The following is a 22,591-nucleotide window of genomic DNA, read 5'->3' as shown; positions in this document are numbered from 1 at the left end:
AATACCTCCTTTAGAATTTTTGAATCGGAATAGGATAACCGTCGCTATACTCTCTTATCGTTTTACCACCATTGGCAACGATGGTGTTCTCGTTGCAGTAGAGTATCTTACGATAGCCAAAGGCATCCAGTTTTCCAAGGTTCTTGTACAGGGTAAAGTTTGTGGCGGTGTCGCCGTCAAAAATACAGACAACACCTTTAGCGAAGAGATAGGGGCAATGGGCAACCGCATAATAGAACTCTTCGTAATTTAAGAGAATGCCATTGTAAACAATCTCATCGGACAGACGGCTTGGAACAACAAATGCACCGATATTGTTTTGAGAAGCCTTTGCTGCAATCACAGCAACTTCTTCGGTGCTGCAAGGTCCTGTTGATGGTCTGCTGATAATCATTTCATTAAAAGACCCCATGTTTCGCCCCAAACGTGGAGTCGGAGGTGCAGCTGGAAGCTTAATCTCAGGATCGGTTCGCAACTTGTAAGTATCATCACTTGTGATGCGGCCTTCAGGATCTGCTGGACAGCCATTGCATACTTCCCGGGAAAGCGGGAAAAGGTGTCTGAAAACACGTCCCCAACACAATGCTTTTGGAGAGGATACAAGTTCACTCATGATTCTATATCCAACCATTTGTGCTTCATATTCTCTGGCGCGGGGTTCTGTCAGTGCAGCTGTGAGACTGTCATCATCGCTGAGGATATCCGGTTGTAGTAGCTTAATCGTGACTGTATAGTATTTTTTGGGTGGATTCGATTTTTTGTCGAATACATAGTTTGCATCAAGAAGGTCAATAAATCCGGTGCGATGCAGAAACAGCAGTAAGTTTACATTCCATGCAACATTTCTGTTTCCTGCATACTCGGCCTCATCGTCTGTCATCGTGGAAGGTGTGGCAGAAGTGTTCAAAACACATTCATCAAAATCAATCATTGCTGCAGGGTTAGAAAGCATCCCCTTCCAGCGGATAACCGCGCGGTCAACGGTGAGAACTCTTTTGCTGACAAGGCCCAGCGCCCGACGCACATCACCGTCGCTATCGTATCTGCTCTGATAAGGAATAAACAGGCTAAGCGATGGAAGCCTATCACGACCACCACGACCTACCTCCTGGTAAAATCTGCTCAGATTTTCAGGACAGCAAGCATGGACAATCGTTCTGACATCGGGTTTGTCAACACCAATACCAAAGGCAGAGGTGGCAATCACAACATCAAAGTTGTGATTTTTCCAGCTGGTTAATATAGTGTTTCGGTCTGTTTCCTTGGTTTCTCCGGTGAAAACGGGGATATTTTTGTATCCAAATTCATGAAGCTTTTTTTGCAGTTCCTTAGCTTCTCTTGGTTCAAGCACATAGACAACCATCGGCTTTGGAAGCAATTTGATGGCCTCGATAGTCTTATCAACTTGTTCTTTTCGAGACTTTGCAGAGTGGAAATAGAATCGAGGCTCCTGGCGAAGTGCATCACAACGAACCTGAGCATTTTTACCGTCTGAACCAAACAGTGTAAACAAGGTGTCAACTACATCATCAGACAGCGTGGCCGAAAGGAGAAATGTACGGATGAACCCTTCCGATTCATATTTCCACTTCTTCAGAAGGATAGAGAAAATCTGAAAGTCGGGTCTAAAAAATACACCCCAATCTGGAACAACATGGGCTTCATCAACCACAACATTGGTCAAATAGTGACTTTTTGCTGCATTGTCCAATATGCGGTGAAGCTCTGAGTTCTTCAAAATTGCCTCTGGAGAAGTAAACAGCATACGGGTCTTTTTATCTTTCAGAGCTTTGATGATTTCGACTCTTTCAATTTCAGATTGTTCGCCTCGATAACAATAAATCTCGGTGCCGTTTGTCAAGTTTTGCTGGGCTGCATAATACTGATCTAAAGCCAAGGCCACAGTGGGCACAATTACAGCAGTTAATCCGTCAGAAGAACTTGCCAACAGCTGCGTAACCAAGCTCTTGCCACCGCCAGTAGGTAGCGAAATAAGAAGTGTATGGCCATTGGGTAAATTCAAAGCGGTATGAACGGCTACCTTTTGTTCAAAACTTTTATAGGCGTTAAAGCCAGTATGTGTTGCCAGTATCGCATCACCGGAAGATTCAGTTTCAAGCTCAATACCATCGTCATGGCGAAGGGCGTACACATCCTTGATGTATTGATTAGGTTCAAGCCATTCTGGAATATGGTGTAAACAAGACACTTGCAGGTCATTTTCACACACGAGATCGAACTCTGTACCGTACTCTTTTACAACCGTGTAAAGTTTTTCAGTAAGCTTCACACGACCAAGAACTAAGATAAGGTCACGAATATTTAGGCATATATCCTTTGCTGATGCTTCTTCTCGTTTGAACTGAACGACGCGTCGGATAAATCCAATTACATAGCGTGATCTTGCTGCCTCCTGCATTTTCAAAAAATCAGATGTATCGACAAGATTTTTCTCTAATTCCGCAATGGCACTTTGGGACTTCATGGCCCCCACTATGTATTGCTGTAATACTTCTTTACTATCCATTACTTCTCACCCTCAAGAAACAGACTGCATCTAACTCCGGTTTTGCATTTTTGAGCGCCCGAAGTGTCACATCAAACAGATGTGCTCTTTCATCAACGCCGGACATATCTCGTTCAAAGTAGATACATTCTGCTCTATAACCATTCAAAACGCGCTGCATTTCTTTCTCAGCAGCTTCAAAATCAGAGCGCTTTTCAAGTCTGGCACAGGCCCGTTTGTAGGCTGTTGCAGAAGCTTTATCAACCAGAGGTTCCCATGTGCTGGGAGGGGTCCGACTGATAAAGTGCTCCAAAGGCGAAATTGACATTTTGCTGCCGCCACGCCGTCCAAGGTGGTTGACGCTATTGGGGCGCAGAGCAAGCAGAGTATTGATTATCTCCTTTTCGGGAACTTCTTTGCTTCGGGCTGTTAAGGGCACAGTAACAATAATCTGTTTGAGTGGGAGGTACATTCTATATTGCGCCAATGTTTGTAGGGGAATCCCATTTTCAAGCAACTCGTCAAGTTTTGGTGCGATATTGTAGATGAATACAAGGCCATCATAGTTGTATGCTACAACCGTTTCGATACCAGTGCATCTGCCTCTGTTACAGCCCACTGCATTTGAGATGATAGAATCGTAAACAGGGTCTCCCGGTGCAAAGAAAAGAATATCCTCTCGGGTTGCAGCAGTCCGGCGGTCAAAGGAACCAAGGAGCCTGCCTTCTCTTCTCATAATGGAGGAATTGGTATATTTATCCCACTCAGGAGGAATGAAAAGAGACTGCCTTGCCGCATTTACGCTGAAAGTGCTTTCTCTGAACTCAATCAAGCCAGAACTGGTAGGCTTTTCCGGGGAAAGACCAGCCTGTTTTCCCCAGCCCATCATGGCTGTGGCAAAGAGATTGTCATCTTCCGATGCGTAAATACCGAGAACATTATCAATCCCCTGGGACAAGGGACGATACAAAGTGGCTCCAAGGTCAAAATCCTGCTCGTCCTCAACGCTTTCCCGCATTTCTTCTGCTTGATCCAGAATATCATCAAACGCATTAGTAAGGCCGGTATAGTAATCATCCAGCAGAGCATCAACAATCAGTTCGTTTAGTTCCCCCGTGATGATTTCAAGGCCACTCAGGGACTGCTCAAACAGCTTCATGCCGTCTTTCCAAATGTGGAAGAGCTGCTCCTCAACAGAAGTATCTGCATAAAGTACAACAGACAAAACATCCATGTTGGGGTCACGCCCCAACCGGTCTAAGCGGCCAATACGCTGTTCAAGTGCATTGGCATTCCACGGCAAATCAAGATGGATAATCTGGGAGGCGTTCTGGAAGTTTCGGCCTTCACCACCGGTTTCGTCACAGATGATTACCCGACACGCAGGATTATTTTGAAAGGCATATACACTGTCTTCAAGTTCATCTCGATCCATGTGTTTGCCAAACGCCACCGCATGAATCCCCATATCGGCATATCGCGTGTTGAACAATTTCAGAAATTGAACAAGTGTAGCGTTGTGCGCTGTAAATACGACCAGTTTGCAGGTTTCATCGTCCAAGATATCTGTCTCCTGGTCAATGTAGTTCATGGCAGTCATTAAGCGGCCTTTGATGAGATCAGGATCTTCATCAAGAGCGACATTCACCAAACTATGCTCATTCTCCGCTTGGCGTTTCCACGCGGCTGCGCTGTCCAGCAATATCCCGTCACTAATTTTGAGCTTATGCAGGGTGTCTTCAAATGCCCACGGGCTGCTAAACAACGCAGAAAGAAGAGGAATTGCAGTTTGGGTCACATATTCTTCGTCATCTCCGCCGTTATCAGCAAGATAGGCGAGAGTGTTCTGAATTGCTCCTATCTCATTATAGTTTTCGTTGAGAGACAGCGGTGAATACGGGATAGCACACAAGGTCCGACGAGCCATCTTTTCGGAAATCAACTGGCGTCGATTTCGGATCACTCTTCGCTCGATCCTGTAATTCTCGCAAATATACGCTAAAGCTTGCTTAACCTTGGAAAGCCCTTGATCTGCCGCGCTAAGATCAATGTCCTTGACCATCTTCTCCAGGGCTGCATCTTCAAGTGTTTCTACGATACCATTCAGGTCGTCTAAGACGATTTCTGTGTACCCGTCATAGCGCTCCAAATATCCCAAAAGAAGATTGGCGGACTTCTGGATACGTTTTTGTCGCTTTACCATCCAGGAAAAGTGTTCAGCAGACATGGCTTCATATTGCTCTGGATTGAGTAGTGCAAGCAGACGACGATACTCTTCGTTTCTGTCCTGGATAGGAGTTGCAGACAAGAGCAAAATATGTGTTACTTTCCTGCTGAGATTCTGCACTTGGTTGTACCAAGTATCGTTGGCAAGAAGTCGGTGTGTTTCATCTACAATAGCGAGATCCCAGGGCATAGAAAGAATCAATAACGATTTTCCTATATCCTCCATAGGAAGCAAGCAAATCTGGGCACGAGGCGAGGCAATAGCCGCATTAAGGCCATATTTGTAGTGTAACTCGTTTTTCCACTGGCTCGCTAATGCTCCGGGGACAATGATAAGTACCCGGAGATCCTTCTTTTCACTGGCCAGTATACTAAGAATAGAACATGCTTCGACTGTCTTGCCCAAGCCGACTTCATCAGCCAGCATATAACGGACAGGTGTGGTTTCAAAGCAACGGGCCACCGTGCTTATCTGGTGCGGGAGCAGAAAAGCTCGGCAGCCGGCAAGTACATGGAAACCATAAGTTGCGTTGTTTACAAGGTGAAGGTTTTTGCTTACCTTGAGATGATTGATGAACCAAGTGGGGTGCTGGAACTCATAGGCTCGGAGCTGCTTATCAGGCGCGAAGTTCATCTGCGAATAATCAAACTTGAGTTCCGTTTCGCACTCCTTGACATGCCGTCCATTTGGCAGTTTAATCCAATACCGGTAGGGTTCGTCCTCAGAATAGGGTTCAGAGGCGCGAGACACAATTGTGCCTCGCCCCCAACGCCCTTCAACAGCACCACCCGGACAGGCTTCGCAACGAGTCACCGCTCGAGAAAAGAACACATTGTGCTGAAATAAATCCCCATAGTACTGCCTGCTGCCCAATAGATCGTGCATTTCGACCTTGACTGCATCGGCAATTTCGTTATACTCGACAAGCTGAGCAAGGACATAAAACCTGGGATGATCTCTGTCACCTTCTTCAACGACGATGGGACAGCGATAGTAACATCCTACCAACATACGCAGCTCTCCTTTCTCAGCTTAAGCAAGAAACTAATGCTGCATGGTAGCCTCTTGCGGTGTTATAGATTTTCGAGTTTACGCTTGATACGCTCTTGTTCTTTTAGAAATCTTGCAGTAAAAGGAACACCTTTCTTGACTTTCAGGCCCGCAAAACTGCTCTCGGTCTGGGCCATAAAATCAGCAAGCGTTCTAATTCCATTGTTCTGTAAAACAGAAATCTGACTTGCCTCTAAGTGAAGTACCTTCTGACTAAGTTTTTGGGCAAGGTATTCTTCCTGGGCTTTTGCCCGTCTCTCAGCTTCTGCAACCGCACTTGTTTTCTCTGCTGTGATTTGCGTTGCTTCGTTGCTTTCAGCTGGCTCAGCACCTACTACTGTTTCTGCGCTCACAACCGCCTGAGACACATCCTCAAACGAGGATTCGGGTGGAGTGAGGAAGTCCTTTGCTGTCCATACCTCAAGCCCCTCGCCGGACGCCTTATTGGAAAGGCTTCTATCATCGGTAATAAAAATGACAGGAATATCCGTATAGCACTTATATCGGAGGGCCACAGACAAAATCATATTGTCGTTTTGTTCCTTCTCTCCGGTATCTGCATGGTAAACATTGGGCACCAAATCAGTCAAACCTTCAGCGTAAGTAAGCGGGAAATACCGCTTGTAGTTAAAGATTGCTGATATAGCCCGCTGCGCTTTGATTTTTCGCTCATCCGCGCCGAAACGGGTCTTATGGTGTTCGAGTTCATTGTTTACATCCTTGGGAACTACAACAAGCTCACCATCATTTACCCCATCGAGTAGGTTCGGATAATTCATAATCGAGCATGTGTCAAACACAATTATCGTAGAATACCTGTGTAACTCTTCCAGTTCATCCTCTGTGAATTCAAGTGCTCGTTTCCTCTCCAGTAGTGCATCCTGTGTTTTGACAGTATGAGAGAGGTCGCGGTTCTGGGCCTCTGTTGTGGCCAGTCGATCCTCTGTTTCTGTAAGCTTGTCCAGAAGCTCCTGACTTCTACGTTCTTCCTCTGCCAAGCGAGCCTCAATGCGAGTGGTATCCTCACGGCGGCTTTTTCTCGAGGTAAGCTCGCCTTTAAGGCTTTGGATTTCCTGGCGGTTGCCTTCTACCATTTCTTGAATGGTCTTTAGTATTTGCTCAAAATTACCCCACTCGTTTGGCGCAACTTTGCCTTCGGAAGATGTATTCTCGACCGTAGGATCAGGAATGGCGGGTGGAGATGATGCAGAAACAGCATTTTCAGCCTCGTCATGGGTAGCATCGGTAGCCAGTGCCCCATGCGTAACTGGCTTCAAAACAAGGGGTTCTTCTATATTCACTGTTGGAGATTCCAAAACGGGAGGCTGCAAAGCTTTGGCAGAGGTGTTTGTATGGGACTCCCAATTGCTTCGAGGTTCATTCCTGGAGCTGGACATGCTGATTTGGCTACACAAGAAAGATTCCATGCAATTTCCTCTATGCACACAATAAATGCACCAATCAGAGGGAATCGCTGTTTTACCTTTTCCAAATGTCTGGTTGAGATAATTTTTAGTTTCGCCACGAAGAGTATCGACCGGTATTTGATTCTCTGGTTTTGGCAGCTTACGGAGTGAATAAATCTTTTTCCAGCCGTCTCTTCTTGTAAGCGCTTCAAATTCATGATATGGGTTTTTTATTTCAACTTCAGAGATATCAACAGAAAATAGAGCCGTCCCAAAAAGTTTTCGCGTCTGCATGTGGGAAGGATCGTAGGGCTTTACAGTTGTTCCATGATCTTCTGTAATTATTTCATGGACAAGGTAATTCTTTGCTCTTGCTCTAAGGTCTAAAATCTCGGTTGATTTCCAAAACTTAAAGTAGGGTTCAAGTTTTTGAGTCTCCTGCGCCAAAATTTTGGGTAAAAATTTCATCACGTCTGAGCGATTTTGCTTTCCAATTCGCTTCCAAACTGCTTCAATTAGTAGATTCTCAAAATATTTTTGGTACAGGAAATTTCCTTGTATAACCGGGCCATCTTCCATTACATAGTCCAAGAAAAAGCGATACGGGCATAAAAACATATCCATCATTTGATATCGGTCATATTTAACACCCTTGGTCACATCTTGTCCAACGGATATTGAAAATGGAACAGGTTTATTGACGCGTTCAATCAGATCAGCCTTAGGTAATAATCCCAAGATGGACAGTAAAGCATAAGGTTCCGTTGTTTCGTCACCATACTGCCTCACATAGCTGAGCCGAACATCACAGCGATTGTAGCACAGACCGTAAAACAGAGCATATCTAAGAAAATTGCTACGTTCACCCAATGCGGTGTAGTACACCTGAAACTGCAGATCAATGGGGGAATAAGCAGCACGAATAAACTCGTCCGTGAGAGGCCACGGGAGTTGGTCGTTGACACTCATATTCATGTCGCGATCCGATACACATGCAAAGTGGTAAACTTTACGTTGCTCTTTCTCAAATTGACGTTTGCTCTGTAGAATATCGCCGTCAATCTGCTCGTAGTTTTTTACAATCCAGTCTACGCCTTGATCTTCATCGTTCTTTTGCTTCAAATAATAATATAGTCCTTCTTGCAAATCTCTAAATGTACCGGAGAAGGTAGAGTTTTCCGGCTTTATTTTATCGAGGCGCAGTTGTAGATCCGAAATCAAGGCTCGCTCTTGCTCATTGGCCAGAGCTAACTCACGCTGTTTGAGAAACTCTTCGAGGTTGCGGAAATGCTTTCCAAAATTGATGAAATCCTCACGAGAATTGTCCAGAGCAAACAGATAGGTAGCAATCTCATTGATCTCTTCAATTGCCCGAATGAGCGTAAGTAAGTCTTTCTTTGCAACCTTGTACTTGTTGTAAACGGATAGATTTTTCAGTTCGGAAAGTGTATCCGTACCCGGTGTTGCCGCCAGCTTATCATAGTTTTTGGCATAGCCCTCAATAATCTTGCTTTGAAATTCCTCGTATGTTGTCACATTTTCAAAGAGAATTGCAACATTGTAGAAGGTCCGCAGCAGTACTTCTCCTGGAGCTACACTGAGGATATTGGAAGACAAACACTCTTTTATAGCGTTGATATCGAAAATGATCTGTCTGTGCTCATAGTCCCACAAACGGTAAATCGCAGAGAAGAACTGTCCGATGGGGTAGGAAAGGAAGTGACGATCTTTGGCGTATTCAGGATAGTAGATTTTAAGCAAGGTGTGAACATCTTTGTTTGCTGTGTATACTTGTTCATCCAAATGTCGGAGAACAGCCGCATTGTTCCATACATCATTGCCTCTCTCCATGACACTACGCGATTCAGAATATCGCTGAATCGCCGCATCAAAGTGATTGGAAACAAAATGTGCATACTCCGTAATGTTCGCAAATTCCATAAGCTGAACACTCTTGTACAGCTTATGCCATTTTCTAAGTAACGGACCGCCTACTGCGTTTCTATCTTCGCAAATTTCGCCTATTGCGCAGGCCAGGGCATTGCTGGGATTTTGCATTGTGGGGAGCTCATATTCACATACAGCGGTATCATGGTGAACAGGAACTTCAAAGCAACCATAGATTTCATTCCAGGAGGAATAAATTTTGGAATACTTCTTCTGATAATTGAACAAAAAGATGATGGTTATCCCCATCTTTTCCATAGCAAGTAAAAGCCGGAGCTGTACCGGCGTAAACTGATGCACACCGTGAACCACAATGCTGTCAAAGGGTTGCGCTTTGGTAATACCGACAGCTCTTTCACAACGTTTTACTTCCTGTGGTGTTCCAGTACACTCTTCAACTTCCTTTTTTGCAAGAGACACAACGATTTCTTTGAGCTTTTCACGGCAAGGAGTTTCTGGAAACCGGAAAAGCGAACTTTGCTGTGCTTGCTTCAGCATATAGACAAAGAGCCGTTGCTCCGTGTTTCCCTTGCTTGCATCAACAGCAGATGCACCGATATCCAATTCTATGAAGAGACGGACAGCTTCAAGAAAATGATTTTGATTGTGAGCCAAAGCCATGTGGAACGGCTTGCTGATTTTCCGTTTCTCTAACAGTTTCTTGAACACTGCTGAGAAAGCACTATACTGTTGAATCCGAAGGCTGATATTATCCGTCCACTGCATATAAACATCTTCGTGTTTGACCAGTTCATCCAATGGACAAATCAAACCCTCAATTTGATCACCCAAAACATCCTTGAGGCCATTTACAAGGGTTCTTGCACTACAGAAGTGTGGCAAGGCAGAAATCTCATCCCAGAAATCCGCTTTATCTAACTTATAAGGGTCTTCATATGTGTAGATTTTGAACGGCATTTCTTACACCTCTGTTTCTATGAGATTCTGCCAAGATAGGTTCTGCTTCCCCTGAACTTCCACCCAGGAGAATGAGCGAATCGACCTTGTCATAGCAACATAGAGGATGCGAGTTTCCTCCCGAGCTTTTTCAGACTTCTCAATGACTTCATCATAGAAATCATTTTGAACAGTTTGACCGGAATTACCCACACTCATGCTATAACCAATACGATATCGGCCCTGGTACTTGGTCGTGCTGATATGTAACTGCGTCCTTTTGATAAAATCCATGGAAGCAGAGCAAAACGGCAGAATTACATGGCCATATTCAAGTCCCTTCGATTTATGTACTGTAATACACTGAATGGTAGACTCTTCCTCATTGCTGGCCGGAGTTCGACTATCGACAGAGGCCTGAGAAATGATGCTATTATAAAGATGCTCCTGCAACGTGTTAATAGTAAGTCGATCTACATTGCAAGCGTTGATGAGCTGCTCAAACAACAAATCAACATTCAGCTGATAGTAATGCTGTTTCCAAGGATTGTCGCTGAAGTGTTTCCAGGGTTCAAGAGTGCTGTACACCTTGCGGATGGCCTGAAGAACGGGCTGTGTTCTAAGGCTTGCAACAATGTATTCCCATCTGTTATTCTTATCAACGGTGTTCGCAAGCATCAGATTCATAAAATTAATAAGGTAATTCACCTGTTCTTTCTCGTCTGCCTTCGCCCTCCATTTTCCGTTACGAATCTTCATACGTATCTCATAGAGGTTGGATTTGGGGATATCCAGATTAAAGAAATTTGAGGTTACGAGGTTGTAAAGATAGTCAGCTTCGTCAAAATGAACCAGGGCATTGACCAAAGTGAGCATGTCCATAGCAGGCTGGGACATATATAAGTCCCCGCCCGTGTTGGTATGTACGCTGATTCCAAGCTTGGCACAGTCAGTACGAATCATATCAGCTTGCCAGTTTTCACGAACCAGGATCGCAATGCTCTTTTCCTTTGCGGAAAGCTTCATTCCGTGGCTCTCTTCGTATTGAATGCGTTTCTGGATTCTTTTAATCTCCTTAACAAGAATGGGAATCCGCATCTCTTCATTTGCTGCCGGAAGTCGCCGGTAGAACCGGCTCTTGGAGGCCAAGTATTTCCCGTTATAGTCTCTTGTGCCGATTAGTTTATCTTTGGCTGCATCGTAGGTAAGCAACTCTTCATCCATTTCACCCCATGCAGCAAAAGAACGGTCAAAAATATCCAGCAAATACTTATCCGTGCGATAGTTTCGCCGCAAAGAAAACTCCAACCACTTCTCGGGATTTTTGTCAATTCCTAATTGGTCAAAAGCCTTTTCTTTTGCGCCACGAAAACGGTAAATGCACTGCTTAATATCGCCTACAAGGAATAGATTATAGTCAAGCACCTGGGCAATCCGCAGCAAAGATTCAATTTGAGAGTCATCTGTATCCTGAAACTCATCAACAAACATAAACTGCTGAGCACCTTTATCTATTTTTAAATCTCTGATTCTGCTCTCACTGTCTGGATCATTGATGAATCGATTAAGGATAGACATCATAGAACTGAGGTGGATTTTGTTATTTTCCAGAAGTTCCCCCAGATATTCTTGTTCAACAGCCGGGATCACGCTGGCCAGTAATTCATGCAATTCACCGTGGCCCTCGCTATTCAAAAGGGTTCCGAAATCTTGAGGCTCAATAGTTTTGATATCGACACTTTTATTATGCAGTTTTCCAATGAAATCAAGAATACTGTCACGTATAGCGTAAACAGGCATCCCCAGCTTATCTGTATAGTCGTTTCCGTATTCGATTCTTTTCTGATAGATATACTCATCAAGTAGATCTGTAATTTTTTTGCGGCGATAAAATTCGCTGGAGGTTATGCTCAAGTCGATTCCATAGCCAAATGCGGTGCCCATCTGGGCAATCAAGTCTTTCGCATAGGAATGAATCGTGCTAATCTGCATGTGTTCAATTCTGGACACCATCTCCAGGTAATCAGGGTTGGAGGTTACCAGGTAGCAATTCCTGAAGTATGTCTTGAGTTTTTCCTCCATTTGATCCGCAGCTTCATTTGTAAATGTGATCATCACAATACGGTCAGCCATTTTCCGCAGCGGGACATTTTGGGTATAGCAAATAAATCCAATACGAGAAATCATCGTGTAGGTTTTGCCAGTACCTGCACCGGCGCGAATTACAATGTTCTTTTTCGGCGAAGCGTGCTCAACTTCATATTGCTCAAAATTAAACTGGCTCTGTTCGCTAAGCTTTTTGAGAATAGATTCTTGAGAACGGTTATATTTTCCATTACGGATCACAAAGGAAGTAGTATTCTTGCCAAAAGGCTCACTCAATACGCTCATGGAGCAGTGAAAGCCCATGAACATATCATTAACGGAAGTAGCAGGCGGAATATGGCTTTTCTGTTCGTCAAATGCGATTTCGATATTATCCCGATTCCGTACTAATCCTTTTTGTGTAAGTGCTACATCAAGAGCATTAAGTACAAATAGCATTTGCTCTTTCTTCGAGAACACACAATATAGCTTGCAACCGTACATATACTGAACTTTGATGTCTTCGATGACATTGCCATTCAATTCATCAGCTTCGGAGAAGTAATAAAAGCGAGAATAATCATGCTGATGATAAGAATGCACCTGCTCTTTTCCAATTTCAGATTCGTCATCTTCATCCAGATTAATATCAGTTTCATACAGATTGCGAACTTCCAACATGGTCTTTGAATCAAACGGATCTCTTTTCCAGCGAAAGGCCTCTGATAATGCCTGATCAATTTTTTTGTAGAAAGAAGATGTATCCTCCAAATCCTCTTTCAATATGGTGAATGACTCATCTAAAACCACATCCAGCCTTTTTCTGTGATAAAAATCCTTAGAAACTTGGGGAAGGCAGACCATTTGAAATACTAATGGAAACTTACCTGTATTTTGACGTATATGCCTCTCAATTGCAAAACGATATCCGCGCGCTTGCTTTTGTGGCGTAGCAAGAGTTTCTCCTTCGTTTGTTTTGATTATAATGGTATCACTATTCTCAATGCGAAGGATATTTTCTTCACGCCACCCCTTTAATTCCACAACCAGAATGCCTTTTCCTGGCATAAGGATACAGACATCAAACTCACGGCCATATATTTGACGATTCCAGTAAATGATGTACTGATCGTCCAAAAACTCCTGGGCTTTGCGTATAAACAAATTTTCTCCAAAGTTAGTGGATTGTGCGCTTCCAATCAGTTTTGCCATGGAGCAAGCCTCGCTTCCTTATACAAGCAGTATATATTTACATCTGCCCACATAATATTTTCTCACAATAAAAGTCCATTTTTCAGGACGATTCTTTATCCGGCACAATTTCTAAAATATCCTCGATTTGACAATCTAAGGCTGTGCATATTTTTAGCAAAATCTCTGTGGTTACATGCCCGTTTCTTCCCATTTTTGTAACCGAGGCAGGACTAATTCCTGCTTTTGCACACAGGTCCTTCTTCTTCATATCTTTGTCAATGAGTAGCTTCCAAAGTTTTTTATAACTGACTGCCATAAGAAGATTCCTCCAGATAGAAAAAAATGCCCTGCCGTTCGGCAGAGCATTTGGTTTATGCGATCATGCCGTCAAGATCTATTCCAACACCTGACAGCGTTGTATATAATGATAGCATATTCAGCAGGAATGCGCAAGAAAATCGTGCATTCGCACGATTCTTGGTTTTTCTCAGAAAGACTCCCTGTAATTTCTATGATGGCAGGAGCACTCCGTATACTTCTGCAGTTATTTCTTTGTTTATGTGGCTCAGTTTTTGCGTCGGCCCATGTGCCTGCAGTACCGCTGGTTCTGGCAGCTCCAGAAACGTCTCCTGGGTCGCGTCCACCGTGTGTGTTGGGCTTGATGCTGGTGCTTCTTGCCCACTATGTTTTGCGGTGACACAGTGGCCCGCAGGGCGAAATTGGCGGTAATCGCTGAGGCTATGGCAATTTGTTTTTTCATTCTGGTTCCTCCTCAGATGCGAAACGAGCGCCTGCCCTCCTGGTTTGGCAGGAGGCAGAGCGCTCGTTTTCGTCATTTTGCAGTTCTATTGAGAGCCTCCAAGCCAGCTCAAAGCCGGCGATAAAGCTGTCGAGGGAGGTCTGTTCTCTAATAGAGTCCTGGGCATCGATGATCCGCAGCACCAGCTTGCTTTCTGGTTTTTCCAGGGCCGCAATCAACGCTTTGTGGCACTCCTCCACTTCGTTCTCCTGTTCGTCAAGCTCCGGGCGGACATAAAAGCAATCATACAGCTCTTTGAGCAGTTTGTTTTCCATCGTCATCATCTCCTTGTGACCCAAACATATACCACACCTTCCGCAGAATATCCATCAGAATTTCAGAAGATTATCCAGAATATTTGCCGCTTCCCTAAGATCTTCCGTGGATGCTTCATTGGGCGTGCTTTCGCTTTTGGCGGCAGTATGGGCCAGGTATGGTGCATAGTTCTGCCGCGTCATTGCGATCCTGAAGTGGCCCAGCATCTGAGAAACCTCTTTCGCGTCCACTCCGTTTTTCAGCGACAGGACGGCGCAGGTGTGCCGGAGATCCGCGAACCGGATGTGATCCAGCCCAGCCTCTCTGATGATCTCATTGTGCAGTCGGCGCACCATCTGGGGTGAATAGGGCTTCTGCGTGGCCGGGTGCATGAACATAAGCGGACTGCTGGGATGCTTGGCGTGCTCCAGGTGCAGGAGTTCAACCGCTTCCGGGGTCAGGCTGACTATCCTGGTGCCGCCTTCGTACTCCACCAGTTCCCGTCGTTCCACGGCGCGTTTCTCGGAGATGGTCAGCGTCCGCTCTTTTACATCCAGGTCGCTCCACTTTAGGGCGATTAGTTCTCCTTGCCGAAGTCCCACTGTCAGCGCCAGCAGGAACATGGGGAGGTGGCCCAACCGCTCCGCCGCATCCAGATAGTCCTCCACTTCTGCTGGCGTCAGCATATTGGCGCTGACCTTCTTTGGCCTTGGATAGTGAAACGCACGGGCGGGGTTGTCCGCTATCAGCCCATCCCGGATTGCCTGGTCCAGACATTGCTGGAGCAGGCGGTGGATGTGCCGCATGGTATGCTCCCCCAACCCTGGATATTCGGGGCTTTCCGGGCGATGACCGCCAAAGCGTTTTCGCTCCTCCAGGAAATCTCCCACCTGCTCTACGGTCAATTCAGAGAGCGGTATGTCCCCTAATCCGGGGAGAATGTGGTTTTTGAAGATATAACCATGAGCTGCGTATGTGGTTGGGCGGCTCTGGTTCTTGTCGTAGACTTTCTGCCAGCGGAGAATATAGTCTTTCAGCGTCATATCCCCACCTCCATACACTGGCGCTGCAGATTCCGGAAGGCCATCCACGGAAGCCCCGCTTGTTTCAGAATACGCTTGTGCAGGTAGTAGAACTCGTGGAGCTGATACGGCGCTCCGGTCTTGGGGTTGAGGAACACATAGAAGCCGATTTCCGGCATCCGTCCCAGAAGATGTTCCGCTTTGCTGTTGAGAGTCAGCAGGCGCTGTCCCTTGAGGATGTATCGGCAGCGGATATGAAAATCGGCCCACGACAAAGTGATGAGTTCACATTGCCGCAGGCCGCTGGATAGTCCTGTGTAGATGAGAGGGAGTGCGCCCAGTTGTTCCGCCGCATTCAGATACCGCTGGAGCTGCCCCAGGCGCAAAGGGGCTGTTTTATATTCTTCCGCTTGTGGCTCCTGGCAGAGCCGTACCGGGTTGTAGGGGATGCGCTGGTCACGGGCCGCTTCATCCATGCAGCGCCGCAGGAGCAGATGGACGCACCAGACGCTTCTGGCGCTGAGCCCCTGGCTTTCCAGGCTGTCATAGAAGCTGGTGACGGTGTCTTCGGTCAACTTCGCCAGCGGGATGTCCCCGATTCTGGGGAGAATGTGGCGGTAGATCAGGTTGCGGTATCCGCCCACGGTGCTGCCGCTCCATCTGCCCTGGTTCTCGCAGAACCAGCGGTCGCACCACCGGCCTACCGTGAGGTTAGTTTCTTTCTGCATATCGTCGCCTCCTTTCGGTAACAGAACAATATCACAGAAAGAGAGAAATAGCCACTACTTTATCGCCCCGTGTATGCCTTTGTTGTCTTTTGTGCGGCGGCATGGTAAAATGAGTTAACTTTCCATGCTACTTGTAAAGAGTGCCTTATTCTTTGTTTATGCGGCGCAGTTTCTGCGCCTCTGCTCTGAGGTGATTGGCCTGTCATCGCCCCTCAAACCGGGCGGAACATCTTTTAATATACAGAATCCAATCCCACACCCATCCCAAAAGGCGAAAGTTTTGCTTGAAACACGCAGGGCAAAAGAGTGTCAAAGAGGAATTGCCGGAGCGGCGGAAAGGGCCAAAGAGGGCGGCAGAGTGCTGTTTGAAAGTTCCGACACACGTTTGGGAGCAAGATGCCGGGAGTTCGAGTCTCCCCACTCGGACCAAAATCCGTCAAAATCTTGTGATTTTGACGGATTTTTTCAATTTTACAGCGCTTTTCGTTCAAGATAATCCCATGACAGGCAGGGGCCTGAGATACAGGAGGACGGGCACATGAAATTTAAGGGCTTGCCTTACTATTGGGGCGCGATTGCGGCCACGAAATATATCAAAGCGATTGTGTTTGTGTTCCTGCCCGGAAAAGCCGTAGACAAAGTGAAACTGGATGCCTGCACCGGATGGGTCAGGCACATGGGGCGCTTTTATGAAAACAGAATTTACGCGTTTGCCTTGGATGCCCGGCTGACCAAAGGTGAGGCGGAAGTCCTGCTGCTGGATCAGAACAAGCAGCCGCTCCTGAAACTCAGCAGTCAAAATCCCACCCAGTCGATCCATCTGGATGGGCAAACCAGTCGATACTATCTGCAGTGGAAGTTTCACAGTGCTTCCGGGAAATGCGAACTGCACTGGTGAAAACAATAGCCTGCGGAGACATGCGCCGCTGTACCCTATTTTATTTGATTGAGGTAACGAAATATGGTGATCGAGACAAAACGGCTGATCCTGCGCCCCTTTCTGGAGGCGGATGCGGCGGATGTCTATGAGTATCTGAAAGAGCCAGCGGTCAACTGCTTTGCCAGCATGAAGCTGCACTCCCTGGACGAGGCAAAAGCGGAAATGAAAAAACGCCTGGGCGAGACGGAGTACTACTTTGCCATCACCCTGAAGGAGGGCGGCAAGGTGATCGGGGAGATCGACGCCTACCCGGAGGCGGGCGAGCCCCACTCGGGTGAGGACGCCGTGCGGGACACCTTCAGCCCCTGCTGGATGCTGAACGAGGCCTACCAGGGCAAGGGGTACGCCTTCGAGGCGGCCCAGGCCTTCTTCGACTATCTCTTTTCCCAAAAGGGCGCAAGGCGCATTTACGCCTATACCGAGGACTACAACCTTGCCAGTCAGCACCTGTGCGAAAAGCTGGGCATGCGCCGGGAGGGCATGTTCCTGGAATTCATCTCCTTCGTGAACAATCCCGACGGTACCCCCAGGTATGAAAACACCGTGCAGTATGCCATTTTGAAAAAAGAGTGGAACTGCCAGCAGTCTGATTGATCCGATACCGCCCGCTGAACATCCGTGCATGTATGTCGGCGGGCGGTATTCTTTGTTTATAGCTTGTTAAAAACTGATATGCCTACGGGCTCAGTTCCATTTGCAGATATACCATGTCCACCAGCTGCACCCCGCACTCGTAGATGGGGTGGTCGTAGTGGTCAGTAAAAAAGTTCTTGACCAGATGGTGTCTGCGAAAGCCGCAGGATTCATAGAAAGGGATGGTGGAGGGGCTGTCTCCGGTGCCCACCTGCAGCACCGCATACTGCCCTGTGTAAGTCCGGATGAGAAAGTCCACCAAGGCTTTCCCATAGCCTCTGCCCTGCGCGGCGGGCGCCACGGCGATATTTTTCAGCTCCAGAATGCCGTTTCCCTCGTCGGTCACCACACACTCCGCTTTGACGCCGTCGTCCTCCAGCACATACATGGTCCCACGCTCCAGATAGCGGTCCACCATGTCCTCCTGCTCGTCGGCCAGCAGCAGGAAATCGAGATATCTCTTTTTGTCTGTCTCCACTTTTCTGATTTCCATGGGTGATTCATCCTCCGCCTGACAGCCTTGATGGAGCTATGATACCATAGGATATGCCTCTCTGCAATTCTTCAAGAAATATGACACACAGTTGTCTTGTTCCTAGGGTATAATGCAGACAGAATCCAGAAAGGCGGTGCATTCCATGAAGATGGAGCGGCTCATTGGTATCTTGTCCATTTTGCTCCAACGGGAGAAAATCACTGCCCCGGAGCTGGCAGAACAGTTCGAGGTATCCCGCCGGACCATCCAGAGGGACATTGAGTCCCTGTGTCGGGCGGGTATCCCCATTGCCACCGCTCAGGGTGCGGGCGGCGGCATCTCCATCATGGAGGGCTACCGGGTGGATCGGACGGTGCTCACCGCACCGGAGATGCAGGCTATCCTGGCGGGCCTCAGGAGCTTGGACAGCGTCAGCGGCACCCGGCGTTATGCCCAGCTGATGGAAAAGCTGTCCGCCGGGACGGGCGGACTGGTGAGCGGCGGCGCCCACATGCTCATCGACCTCTCCTCCTGGTACAAGACCAGCCTGCCGCCCAAAATTGAACGGATCCAGGGTGCCATTGAGCAGCACCGCACCATCCGCTTTACCTACTTCTCCCCCAAGGGGGAATCGGTGCGCACCGTGGAGCCCTACTACCTGGTGTTCCACTGGTCCACCTGGTATGTGTGGGGTTGGTGCCGGATGCGAGAGGATTTCCGCCTGTTCAAACTGAACCGCACGACGGACCTGGCCGCCGGGGAACCCTTTGAACCTCGATCCTCTACCTTGCCCGACCTGGAGCCGGAGCGGATCTTCCCAATCAAATACCAGGTCACCGTCCTCTTTGAGCCATCCTGCCGCTGGCGGCTGGTGGAGGAGTACGGCGCGGACCGTTTCACCGTGGAACCGGCCGGCCGGCTGCGCTTTACCGGCGGCTTTCCCGACGCCGACAGCGTCCTCAGCTGGGTGCTCACCTTCGGAGACAAGGCGGAGTTGCTGGAGCCGGAGGAGTTGCGGGAGCAGTTGAGAGAACTGACCGAAACACTGGCCTATCGTTACAGGAGGGATTGACATGGCCTCTCACCAGGACTTTGTGGACTATGTGGCCGAGCAGCTGCGCCAGGCGGGCGCCATCCGCAGCCGGAAGATGTTCGGCGAATACGGCCTCTACTGTGACGGCGTGTTTTTCGCCGTCATCTGCGGCGATCAGCTGTTTGTAAAGGTCACCCCGGCGGGCGAGGCCGCCTTTCCCAATCTGCCCAAGGCCGCGCCCTACGAAGGGGCCAGGGATTACCTCTGGGTGGAGGACGTGGACGACCGGGACACCATGACCGCCCTCACCCGCCTCACCTGTCTGGCCCTTCAGGCACAGCCCCAAAAACGGAGGAAATGACCATGGCCTTTGACTACAAGAAGGAGTACAAGGAATTTTATCTGCTGCCAAAAACGCCGGGCATTGTCACCGTGCCCGCCATGAACTTCCTGGCGGTGCGGGGCCAGGGCGACCCAAACGAGGAGGGCGGAGCCTACAAGCAGGCTCTGGAGCTGCTCTATGCGGTGGCCTTCACCATTAAAATGAGCAAACTGGGACAGCACCGTCTGGAGGGCTACTTTGACTATGTGGTGCCGCCCCTGGAGGGACTTTGGTGGCAGGAGGGTATCTGTGGCGTGGACTACACCCGCAAGGCGGAGTCCCGGTGGATCTCCCTCATTCGCCTGCCGGAATTTGTGACGAAAGAGGTCTTTGATTGGGCCATCCGGGAAGCTGCGGAGAAAAAGCAGCGGGATTTCTCCAAGGTAGAGTTCTTCTCCTGGGAGGAGGGGCTGTGCGTCCAGTGTATGCACATCGGCCCCTATGACGACGAACCCGCCACCGTGGCGGCCATGGAGGCGTTTGCCGCGGAACAGGGCTATGCGTTTGATTTCAGCCAGGGTCGCTTCCACCACGAGATTTACCTGAGCGACGCCCGGCGCACCCAGCCGGAAATGCTGAAAACCGTCATCCGGCAGCCGGTAAGGAGGATATGACATGGAGCTTCTGCAAAAACGGGAGGCAGCCGTCCGCCGCTGGTTCTCCATGTGGCTATGCAAGCAGGACACGGGCATCGAGGAGCTCTTCGCCCCGGACGCCATCTATATTGAGAGTTGGGGGCCGGAGTACCACGGCAGCGGGAAGATCAAGCTGTGGTTTGACGAGTGGAACGGCCGAGGCACCGTGGAGCGGTGGGACATCCGGTAGTATTTCCACAAGGGAGACCAGACCGTGGTGGAATGGGCCTTCCGGTGCGCCATGACGGACGGCACCGTCCAGAGTTTTGACGGTCTCTCCCTCATCCGCTGGAACGAGGCGGGCCAGATCTGCTTTTTGCAGGAATTCGGCTGCAACGAAAACCGCTATGACCCCTACGTCCAGGGGGACACCCCGGTGTTCCGGGAGGAACAGGCGCTGTGGTTCTGAGGGAGGAAACGTCATGAAAGGTTTTACCAGAGAAGAGACCCGCTTTTCCCTCTGCGGTCTGAACTGCCGCCTTTGCTCCATGCACCTTGGCGGCTACTGTCCCGGCTGCGGCGGCGGGGCGGGCAACCAGAGCTGCGCCATTGCCAAATGCTCTCTGGAGCACGGCGGCGTTTCGTTCTGCTGGGAGTGCCCGGAGTACCCCTGTTCCCGCTACGACGGTTTCGACGAAGGGGACTCCTTCGTGCCCCACCGGAACCGGCGGCAGGACATCGCCCTGGCCCGTGAGGTGGGGCTGGAAGCCTACCTTGCCCAGTTGGAGGAAAAACGGGCCATCCTGGATGCGCTTCTGGCAGACTACAACGACGGCCGCCGCAAGACGCTGTTCCACACGGCGGTCTATCTCCTGCCTCTGGAGGATCTGTGCTCTGTGATGGCCGCACTGACCAGCCGGCCAGAACTGGCAGCGCAGCCCATCAAGGAGCGAGCCCTGGCCGCCGTGGAGCTGCTACAGGAGGCGGCGGACCGCCGGGGCGTCGGCCTGAAACTGAACAAGAAACCGAGGAAGGGGTGAGCGTATGCCGACCGACTTCCAGAGTGACCGTCCAGTTTCCCTGCCCGGTGGAGCGGGTGTGGCAGGTGGTGACCGACCTTTCTCATACTACCTGGCGCAGCGATTTGGCCCGGGTGGAGGTGCTGGACGAAGCCCACTTCGTGGAGCACACCAAGAGCGGCTATGCCACAAACTTCACCGTCACGGCCTGTGAGCCCTTCCGCCGCTGGGCCTTCACCATGGAGAACGGAAATATGTCCGGCTCCTGGGAGGGCACCTTCGAGGGAACGGAGGACGGCACCCGTCTCCATTGCACTGAAACTGTCAATGCCAAGCACTGGTGGATGCACCCCTTTGTCCCCGGCTATCTGAAGCGGCAGCAGAGGCTATATCTGGACGATTTGCGGAAAGAACTGCTGAAATGAGCCGTGTTACTCTGCGTTGCTTGCGGCAACGGGCCGCTTTTCCTACAATGTGGAGCGAAAGGAGTGAGCCCCTATGCTCAATGAAAACATCAAAGCCATCCGGAAATCCAAGGGTCTTTCCCAGCAGGAGCTGGCCGTCAAGGTGAATGTGGTGCGGCAGACCGTTTCCAAATGGGAGCAGGGTTTGTCCGTCCCGGACTCCGACCTGCTCATCGCTCTGTCGGAGGCTCTGGAGACTCCCGTCAGCACCCTGTTGGGCGAGACGGTGGCGGAGTCAGAGACGGACGAAATCAAAGCCCTCTCGGAAAAGCTGGAGATCATCAATTTGCAGTTGGCCCGGAGAAAGGCCATGCGGCGCTCGGCCCTCCACTGGGGACTCATCGCGGTGTGCGTGGGCATTCTGGCCGTTGCCGCAGTTCTGGCCGTGGTGAACAGCCCCTACCTGGGCTGGGATCACAGCGCCCCGGAAACCGCCGTTATGGGCGTGGCCATCCACGCCTTTGAGTGGGGCTTTGTTCGGCTGACCCCCTTTGCCCTGATTGTGGCACTGGTGGGCGCTTTCCTGACGCGGAGAAAAGCATGATGCAAATAGATGCCTCCGGCAACAACCGGAGGCATCTATTGTGTCTTACCTTACCCAGTGGATAACCGCGTCCCGCAGGAAGCGGGTGCAGCCAGGCACCTGTTTGTCATAATAGGCGGTGAACCGCTCGTCCATCACATAGAGCTCCGTGATCCCCCGGTGCCTGGCCGGGTCGTACCGGTTCCCCGTGAGGGTGAGCCACCGGCAGTGGAGGGCGGTAATCTCCTTGCCCTCCTCGCTCTCCGGGGACAGCCCCGCCTGAAGGGCGGCCTCCAGCCGCTCCTGTCAGCGCCAATGATAAAATGTAAGAAAACGCCGGTCAAAAAATGTAGGTTTGCAGCTGAGAGGAATGCAATATGGTACACTCGCATCTGCCTGTCGTAGTAGAGGCGGAAAGGGTGTCAAAATGG

The 22,591-nt window shown here is 49.2% G+C and carries 18 protein-coding genes and 1 pseudogene; 9 read left to right on the top strand and 10 right to left on the bottom strand.

The window, feature by feature from the left end:
* Positions 1-10: 10 nt before the first annotated feature.
* From NE547_RS15525 to NE547_RS15490, 8 genes are all read right to left on the bottom strand, one after another.
* Positions 11-2,527, bottom strand: a complete 2,517-nt coding sequence (locus tag NE547_RS15525; protein WP_256176366.1) for a helicase-related protein — start codon at positions 2,525-2,527, stop codon at positions 11-13.
* Positions 2,520-5,744, bottom strand: a complete 3,225-nt coding sequence (locus NE547_RS15520) for an SNF2-related protein (protein ID WP_256176365.1) — start codon at positions 5,742-5,744, stop codon at positions 2,520-2,522. The genes NE547_RS15525 and NE547_RS15520 overlap by 8 nt, the downstream gene beginning before the upstream one ends.
* A 62-nt stretch (positions 5,745-5,806) precedes the next feature.
* Positions 5,807-10,054 (bottom strand): PIN domain-containing protein, encoded by a 4,248-nt coding sequence (locus NE547_RS15515; RefSeq protein WP_256176364.1) that lies wholly within the window; start codon positions 10,052-10,054, stop codon positions 5,807-5,809.
* Positions 10,055-10,057: 3 nt separating this feature from the next.
* Entirely contained in the window at positions 10,058-13,330 is a 3,273-nt protein-coding gene (locus tag NE547_RS15510; RefSeq protein ID WP_256176363.1) for a UvrD-helicase domain-containing protein, read from the bottom strand.
* A gap of 82 nt (positions 13,331-13,412) precedes the next feature.
* Positions 13,413-13,628: a helix-turn-helix transcriptional regulator gene (locus NE547_RS15505; RefSeq protein WP_087216832.1), complete on the bottom strand. Its 216-nt coding sequence runs from the start codon at positions 13,626-13,628 to the stop codon at positions 13,413-13,415.
* 440 nt (positions 13,629-14,068) lie between these two features.
* The gene (locus NE547_RS15500) at positions 14,069-14,386 is read right to left on the bottom strand and encodes a DUF6809 family protein (RefSeq protein WP_370866860.1); all 318 of its coding nucleotides are present in this window, start codon (positions 14,384-14,386) and stop codon (positions 14,069-14,071) included.
* A 54-nt stretch (positions 14,387-14,440) separates the two neighbouring features.
* Complete coding sequence (locus NE547_RS15495) at positions 14,441-15,409, bottom strand: tyrosine-type recombinase/integrase (RefSeq protein ID WP_256176362.1); 969 nt, start codon at positions 15,407-15,409, stop codon at positions 14,441-14,443.
* A complete protein-coding gene (locus NE547_RS15490) occupies positions 15,406-16,116 on the bottom strand; it encodes an integrase (RefSeq protein ID WP_256176361.1) in 711 nt (236 codons plus the stop codon). The genes NE547_RS15495 and NE547_RS15490 overlap by 4 nt, the downstream gene beginning before the upstream one ends.
* A gap of 538 nt (positions 16,117-16,654) precedes the next feature.
* Here NE547_RS15490 and NE547_RS15485 point away from each other — a divergent pair.
* Together NE547_RS15485 and NE547_RS15480 are read left to right on the top strand one after the other, a co-directional pair.
* Positions 16,655-17,014, top strand: coding sequence for a hypothetical protein (locus NE547_RS15485; protein WP_256176360.1), 360 nt, complete (start codon positions 16,655-16,657; stop codon positions 17,012-17,014).
* Positions 17,015-17,077: 63 nt separating this feature from the next.
* Positions 17,078-17,650: a GNAT family N-acetyltransferase gene (locus NE547_RS15480; RefSeq protein ID WP_256176359.1), complete on the top strand. Its 573-nt coding sequence runs from the start codon at positions 17,078-17,080 to the stop codon at positions 17,648-17,650.
* A gap of 82 nt (positions 17,651-17,732) precedes the next feature.
* Here the strand turns inward: NE547_RS15480 and NE547_RS15475 are convergent, their stop codons facing one another.
* Complete coding sequence (locus NE547_RS15475) at positions 17,733-18,182, bottom strand: GNAT family N-acetyltransferase (protein ID WP_256176358.1); 450 nt, start codon at positions 18,180-18,182, stop codon at positions 17,733-17,735.
* A 145-nt stretch (positions 18,183-18,327) separates the two neighbouring features.
* Between NE547_RS15475 and NE547_RS15470 the strand changes: the two genes are divergently transcribed.
* The 7 genes and pseudogenes from NE547_RS15470 (at position 18,328) to NE547_RS15440 (ending at position 22,181) form a co-directional block, all read left to right on the top strand.
* Positions 18,328-19,236 (top strand): YafY family protein, encoded by a 909-nt coding sequence (locus tag NE547_RS15470; protein WP_256176357.1) that lies wholly within the window; start codon positions 18,328-18,330, stop codon positions 19,234-19,236.
* Between the two features lies 1 nt (position 19,237).
* The gene (locus tag NE547_RS15465) at positions 19,238-19,558 is read left to right on the top strand and encodes a TfoX/Sxy family protein (protein WP_256176356.1); all 321 of its coding nucleotides are present in this window, start codon (positions 19,238-19,240) and stop codon (positions 19,556-19,558) included.
* A gap of 2 nt (positions 19,559-19,560) precedes the next feature.
* Positions 19,561-20,193 (top strand): GyrI-like domain-containing protein, encoded by a 633-nt coding sequence (locus NE547_RS15460; RefSeq protein WP_256176355.1) that lies wholly within the window; start codon positions 19,561-19,563, stop codon positions 20,191-20,193.
* A 10-nt stretch (positions 20,194-20,203) separates the two neighbouring features.
* Positions 20,204-20,623 (top strand): annotated as a pseudogene (locus tag NE547_RS15455) (nuclear transport factor 2 family protein).
* A gap of 13 nt (positions 20,624-20,636) precedes the next feature.
* The gene (locus NE547_RS15450) at positions 20,637-21,194 is read left to right on the top strand and encodes a DUF3795 domain-containing protein (protein WP_256176354.1); all 558 of its coding nucleotides are present in this window, start codon (positions 20,637-20,639) and stop codon (positions 21,192-21,194) included.
* Entirely contained in the window at positions 21,191-21,598 is a 408-nt protein-coding gene (locus tag NE547_RS15445; protein WP_256176353.1) for an SRPBCC family protein, read from the top strand. The genes NE547_RS15450 and NE547_RS15445 overlap by 4 nt, the downstream gene beginning before the upstream one ends.
* Positions 21,599-21,671: 73 nt before the next feature.
* Positions 21,672-22,181 carry a helix-turn-helix domain-containing protein gene (locus tag NE547_RS15440; protein WP_256176352.1) on the top strand — a complete coding sequence of 170 codons (510 nt, stop codon included), beginning with the start codon at positions 21,672-21,674 and terminating at the stop codon, positions 22,179-22,181.
* 45 nt (positions 22,182-22,226) lie between these two features.
* Here the strand turns inward: NE547_RS15440 and NE547_RS15435 are convergent, their stop codons facing one another.
* On the bottom strand, positions 22,227-22,457 hold the full coding sequence (locus NE547_RS15435) for a TipAS antibiotic-recognition domain-containing protein (protein WP_256176378.1): 231 nt from the start codon (positions 22,455-22,457) through the stop codon (positions 22,227-22,229).
* Between the last annotated feature and the right edge of the window lie 134 nt (positions 22,458-22,591).

Origin of the sequence: Flavonifractor sp. DFI.6.63, assembly GCF_024462255.1 — a bacterium.
In the GTDB taxonomy this organism is placed as follows: Bacteria; Bacillota; Clostridia; order Oscillospirales; family Oscillospiraceae; genus Lawsonibacter_A; species Lawsonibacter_A hominis.
This window is presented reverse-complemented; position numbering and strand designations above follow the sequence as displayed.

Excerpts from the sequence above, each read along its gene's own strand:
- NE547_RS15465 (WP_256176356.1), top strand. The coding sequence starts at position 19,238 with ATGGCCTCTCACCAGGACTTTGTGGACTATGTGGCCGAGCAGCTGCGC.
- NE547_RS15500 (WP_370866860.1), bottom strand. The coding sequence starts at position 14,386 with ATGGAAAACAAACTGCTCAAAGAGCTGTATGATTGCTTTTATGTCCGC.
- NE547_RS15525 (WP_256176366.1), bottom strand. The coding sequence starts at position 2,527 with ATGGATAGTAAAGAAGTATTACAGCAATACATAGTGGGGGCCATGAAG.
- NE547_RS15495 (WP_256176362.1), bottom strand. The coding sequence starts at position 15,409 with ATGACGCTGAAAGACTATATTCTCCGCTGGCAGAAAGTCTACGACAAG.
- NE547_RS15440 (WP_256176352.1), top strand. The coding sequence starts at position 21,672 with ATGCTCAATGAAAACATCAAAGCCATCCGGAAATCCAAGGGTCTTTCC.
- NE547_RS15485 (WP_256176360.1), top strand. The coding sequence starts at position 16,655 with ATGAAATTTAAGGGCTTGCCTTACTATTGGGGCGCGATTGCGGCCACG.
- NE547_RS15470 (WP_256176357.1), top strand. The coding sequence starts at position 18,328 with ATGAAGATGGAGCGGCTCATTGGTATCTTGTCCATTTTGCTCCAACGG.
- NE547_RS15505 (WP_087216832.1), bottom strand. The coding sequence starts at position 13,628 with ATGGCAGTCAGTTATAAAAAACTTTGGAAGCTACTCATTGACAAAGAT.
- NE547_RS15450 (WP_256176354.1), top strand. The coding sequence starts at position 20,637 with ATGAAAGGTTTTACCAGAGAAGAGACCCGCTTTTCCCTCTGCGGTCTG.
- NE547_RS15460 (WP_256176355.1), top strand. The coding sequence starts at position 19,561 with ATGGCCTTTGACTACAAGAAGGAGTACAAGGAATTTTATCTGCTGCCA.
- NE547_RS15515 (WP_256176364.1), bottom strand. The coding sequence starts at position 10,054 with ATGCCGTTCAAAATCTACACATATGAAGACCCTTATAAGTTAGATAAA.
- NE547_RS15475 (WP_256176358.1), bottom strand. The coding sequence starts at position 18,182 with ATGGAAATCAGAAAAGTGGAGACAGACAAAAAGAGATATCTCGATTTC.
- NE547_RS15490 (WP_256176361.1), bottom strand. The coding sequence starts at position 16,116 with ATGCAGAAAGAAACTAACCTCACGGTAGGCCGGTGGTGCGACCGCTGG.
- NE547_RS15480 (WP_256176359.1), top strand. The coding sequence starts at position 17,078 with ATGGTGATCGAGACAAAACGGCTGATCCTGCGCCCCTTTCTGGAGGCG.
- NE547_RS15510 (WP_256176363.1), bottom strand. The coding sequence starts at position 13,330 with ATGGCAAAACTGATTGGAAGCGCACAATCCACTAACTTTGGAGAAAAT.
- NE547_RS15520 (WP_256176365.1), bottom strand. The coding sequence starts at position 5,744 with ATGTTGGTAGGATGTTACTATCGCTGTCCCATCGTCGTTGAAGAAGGT.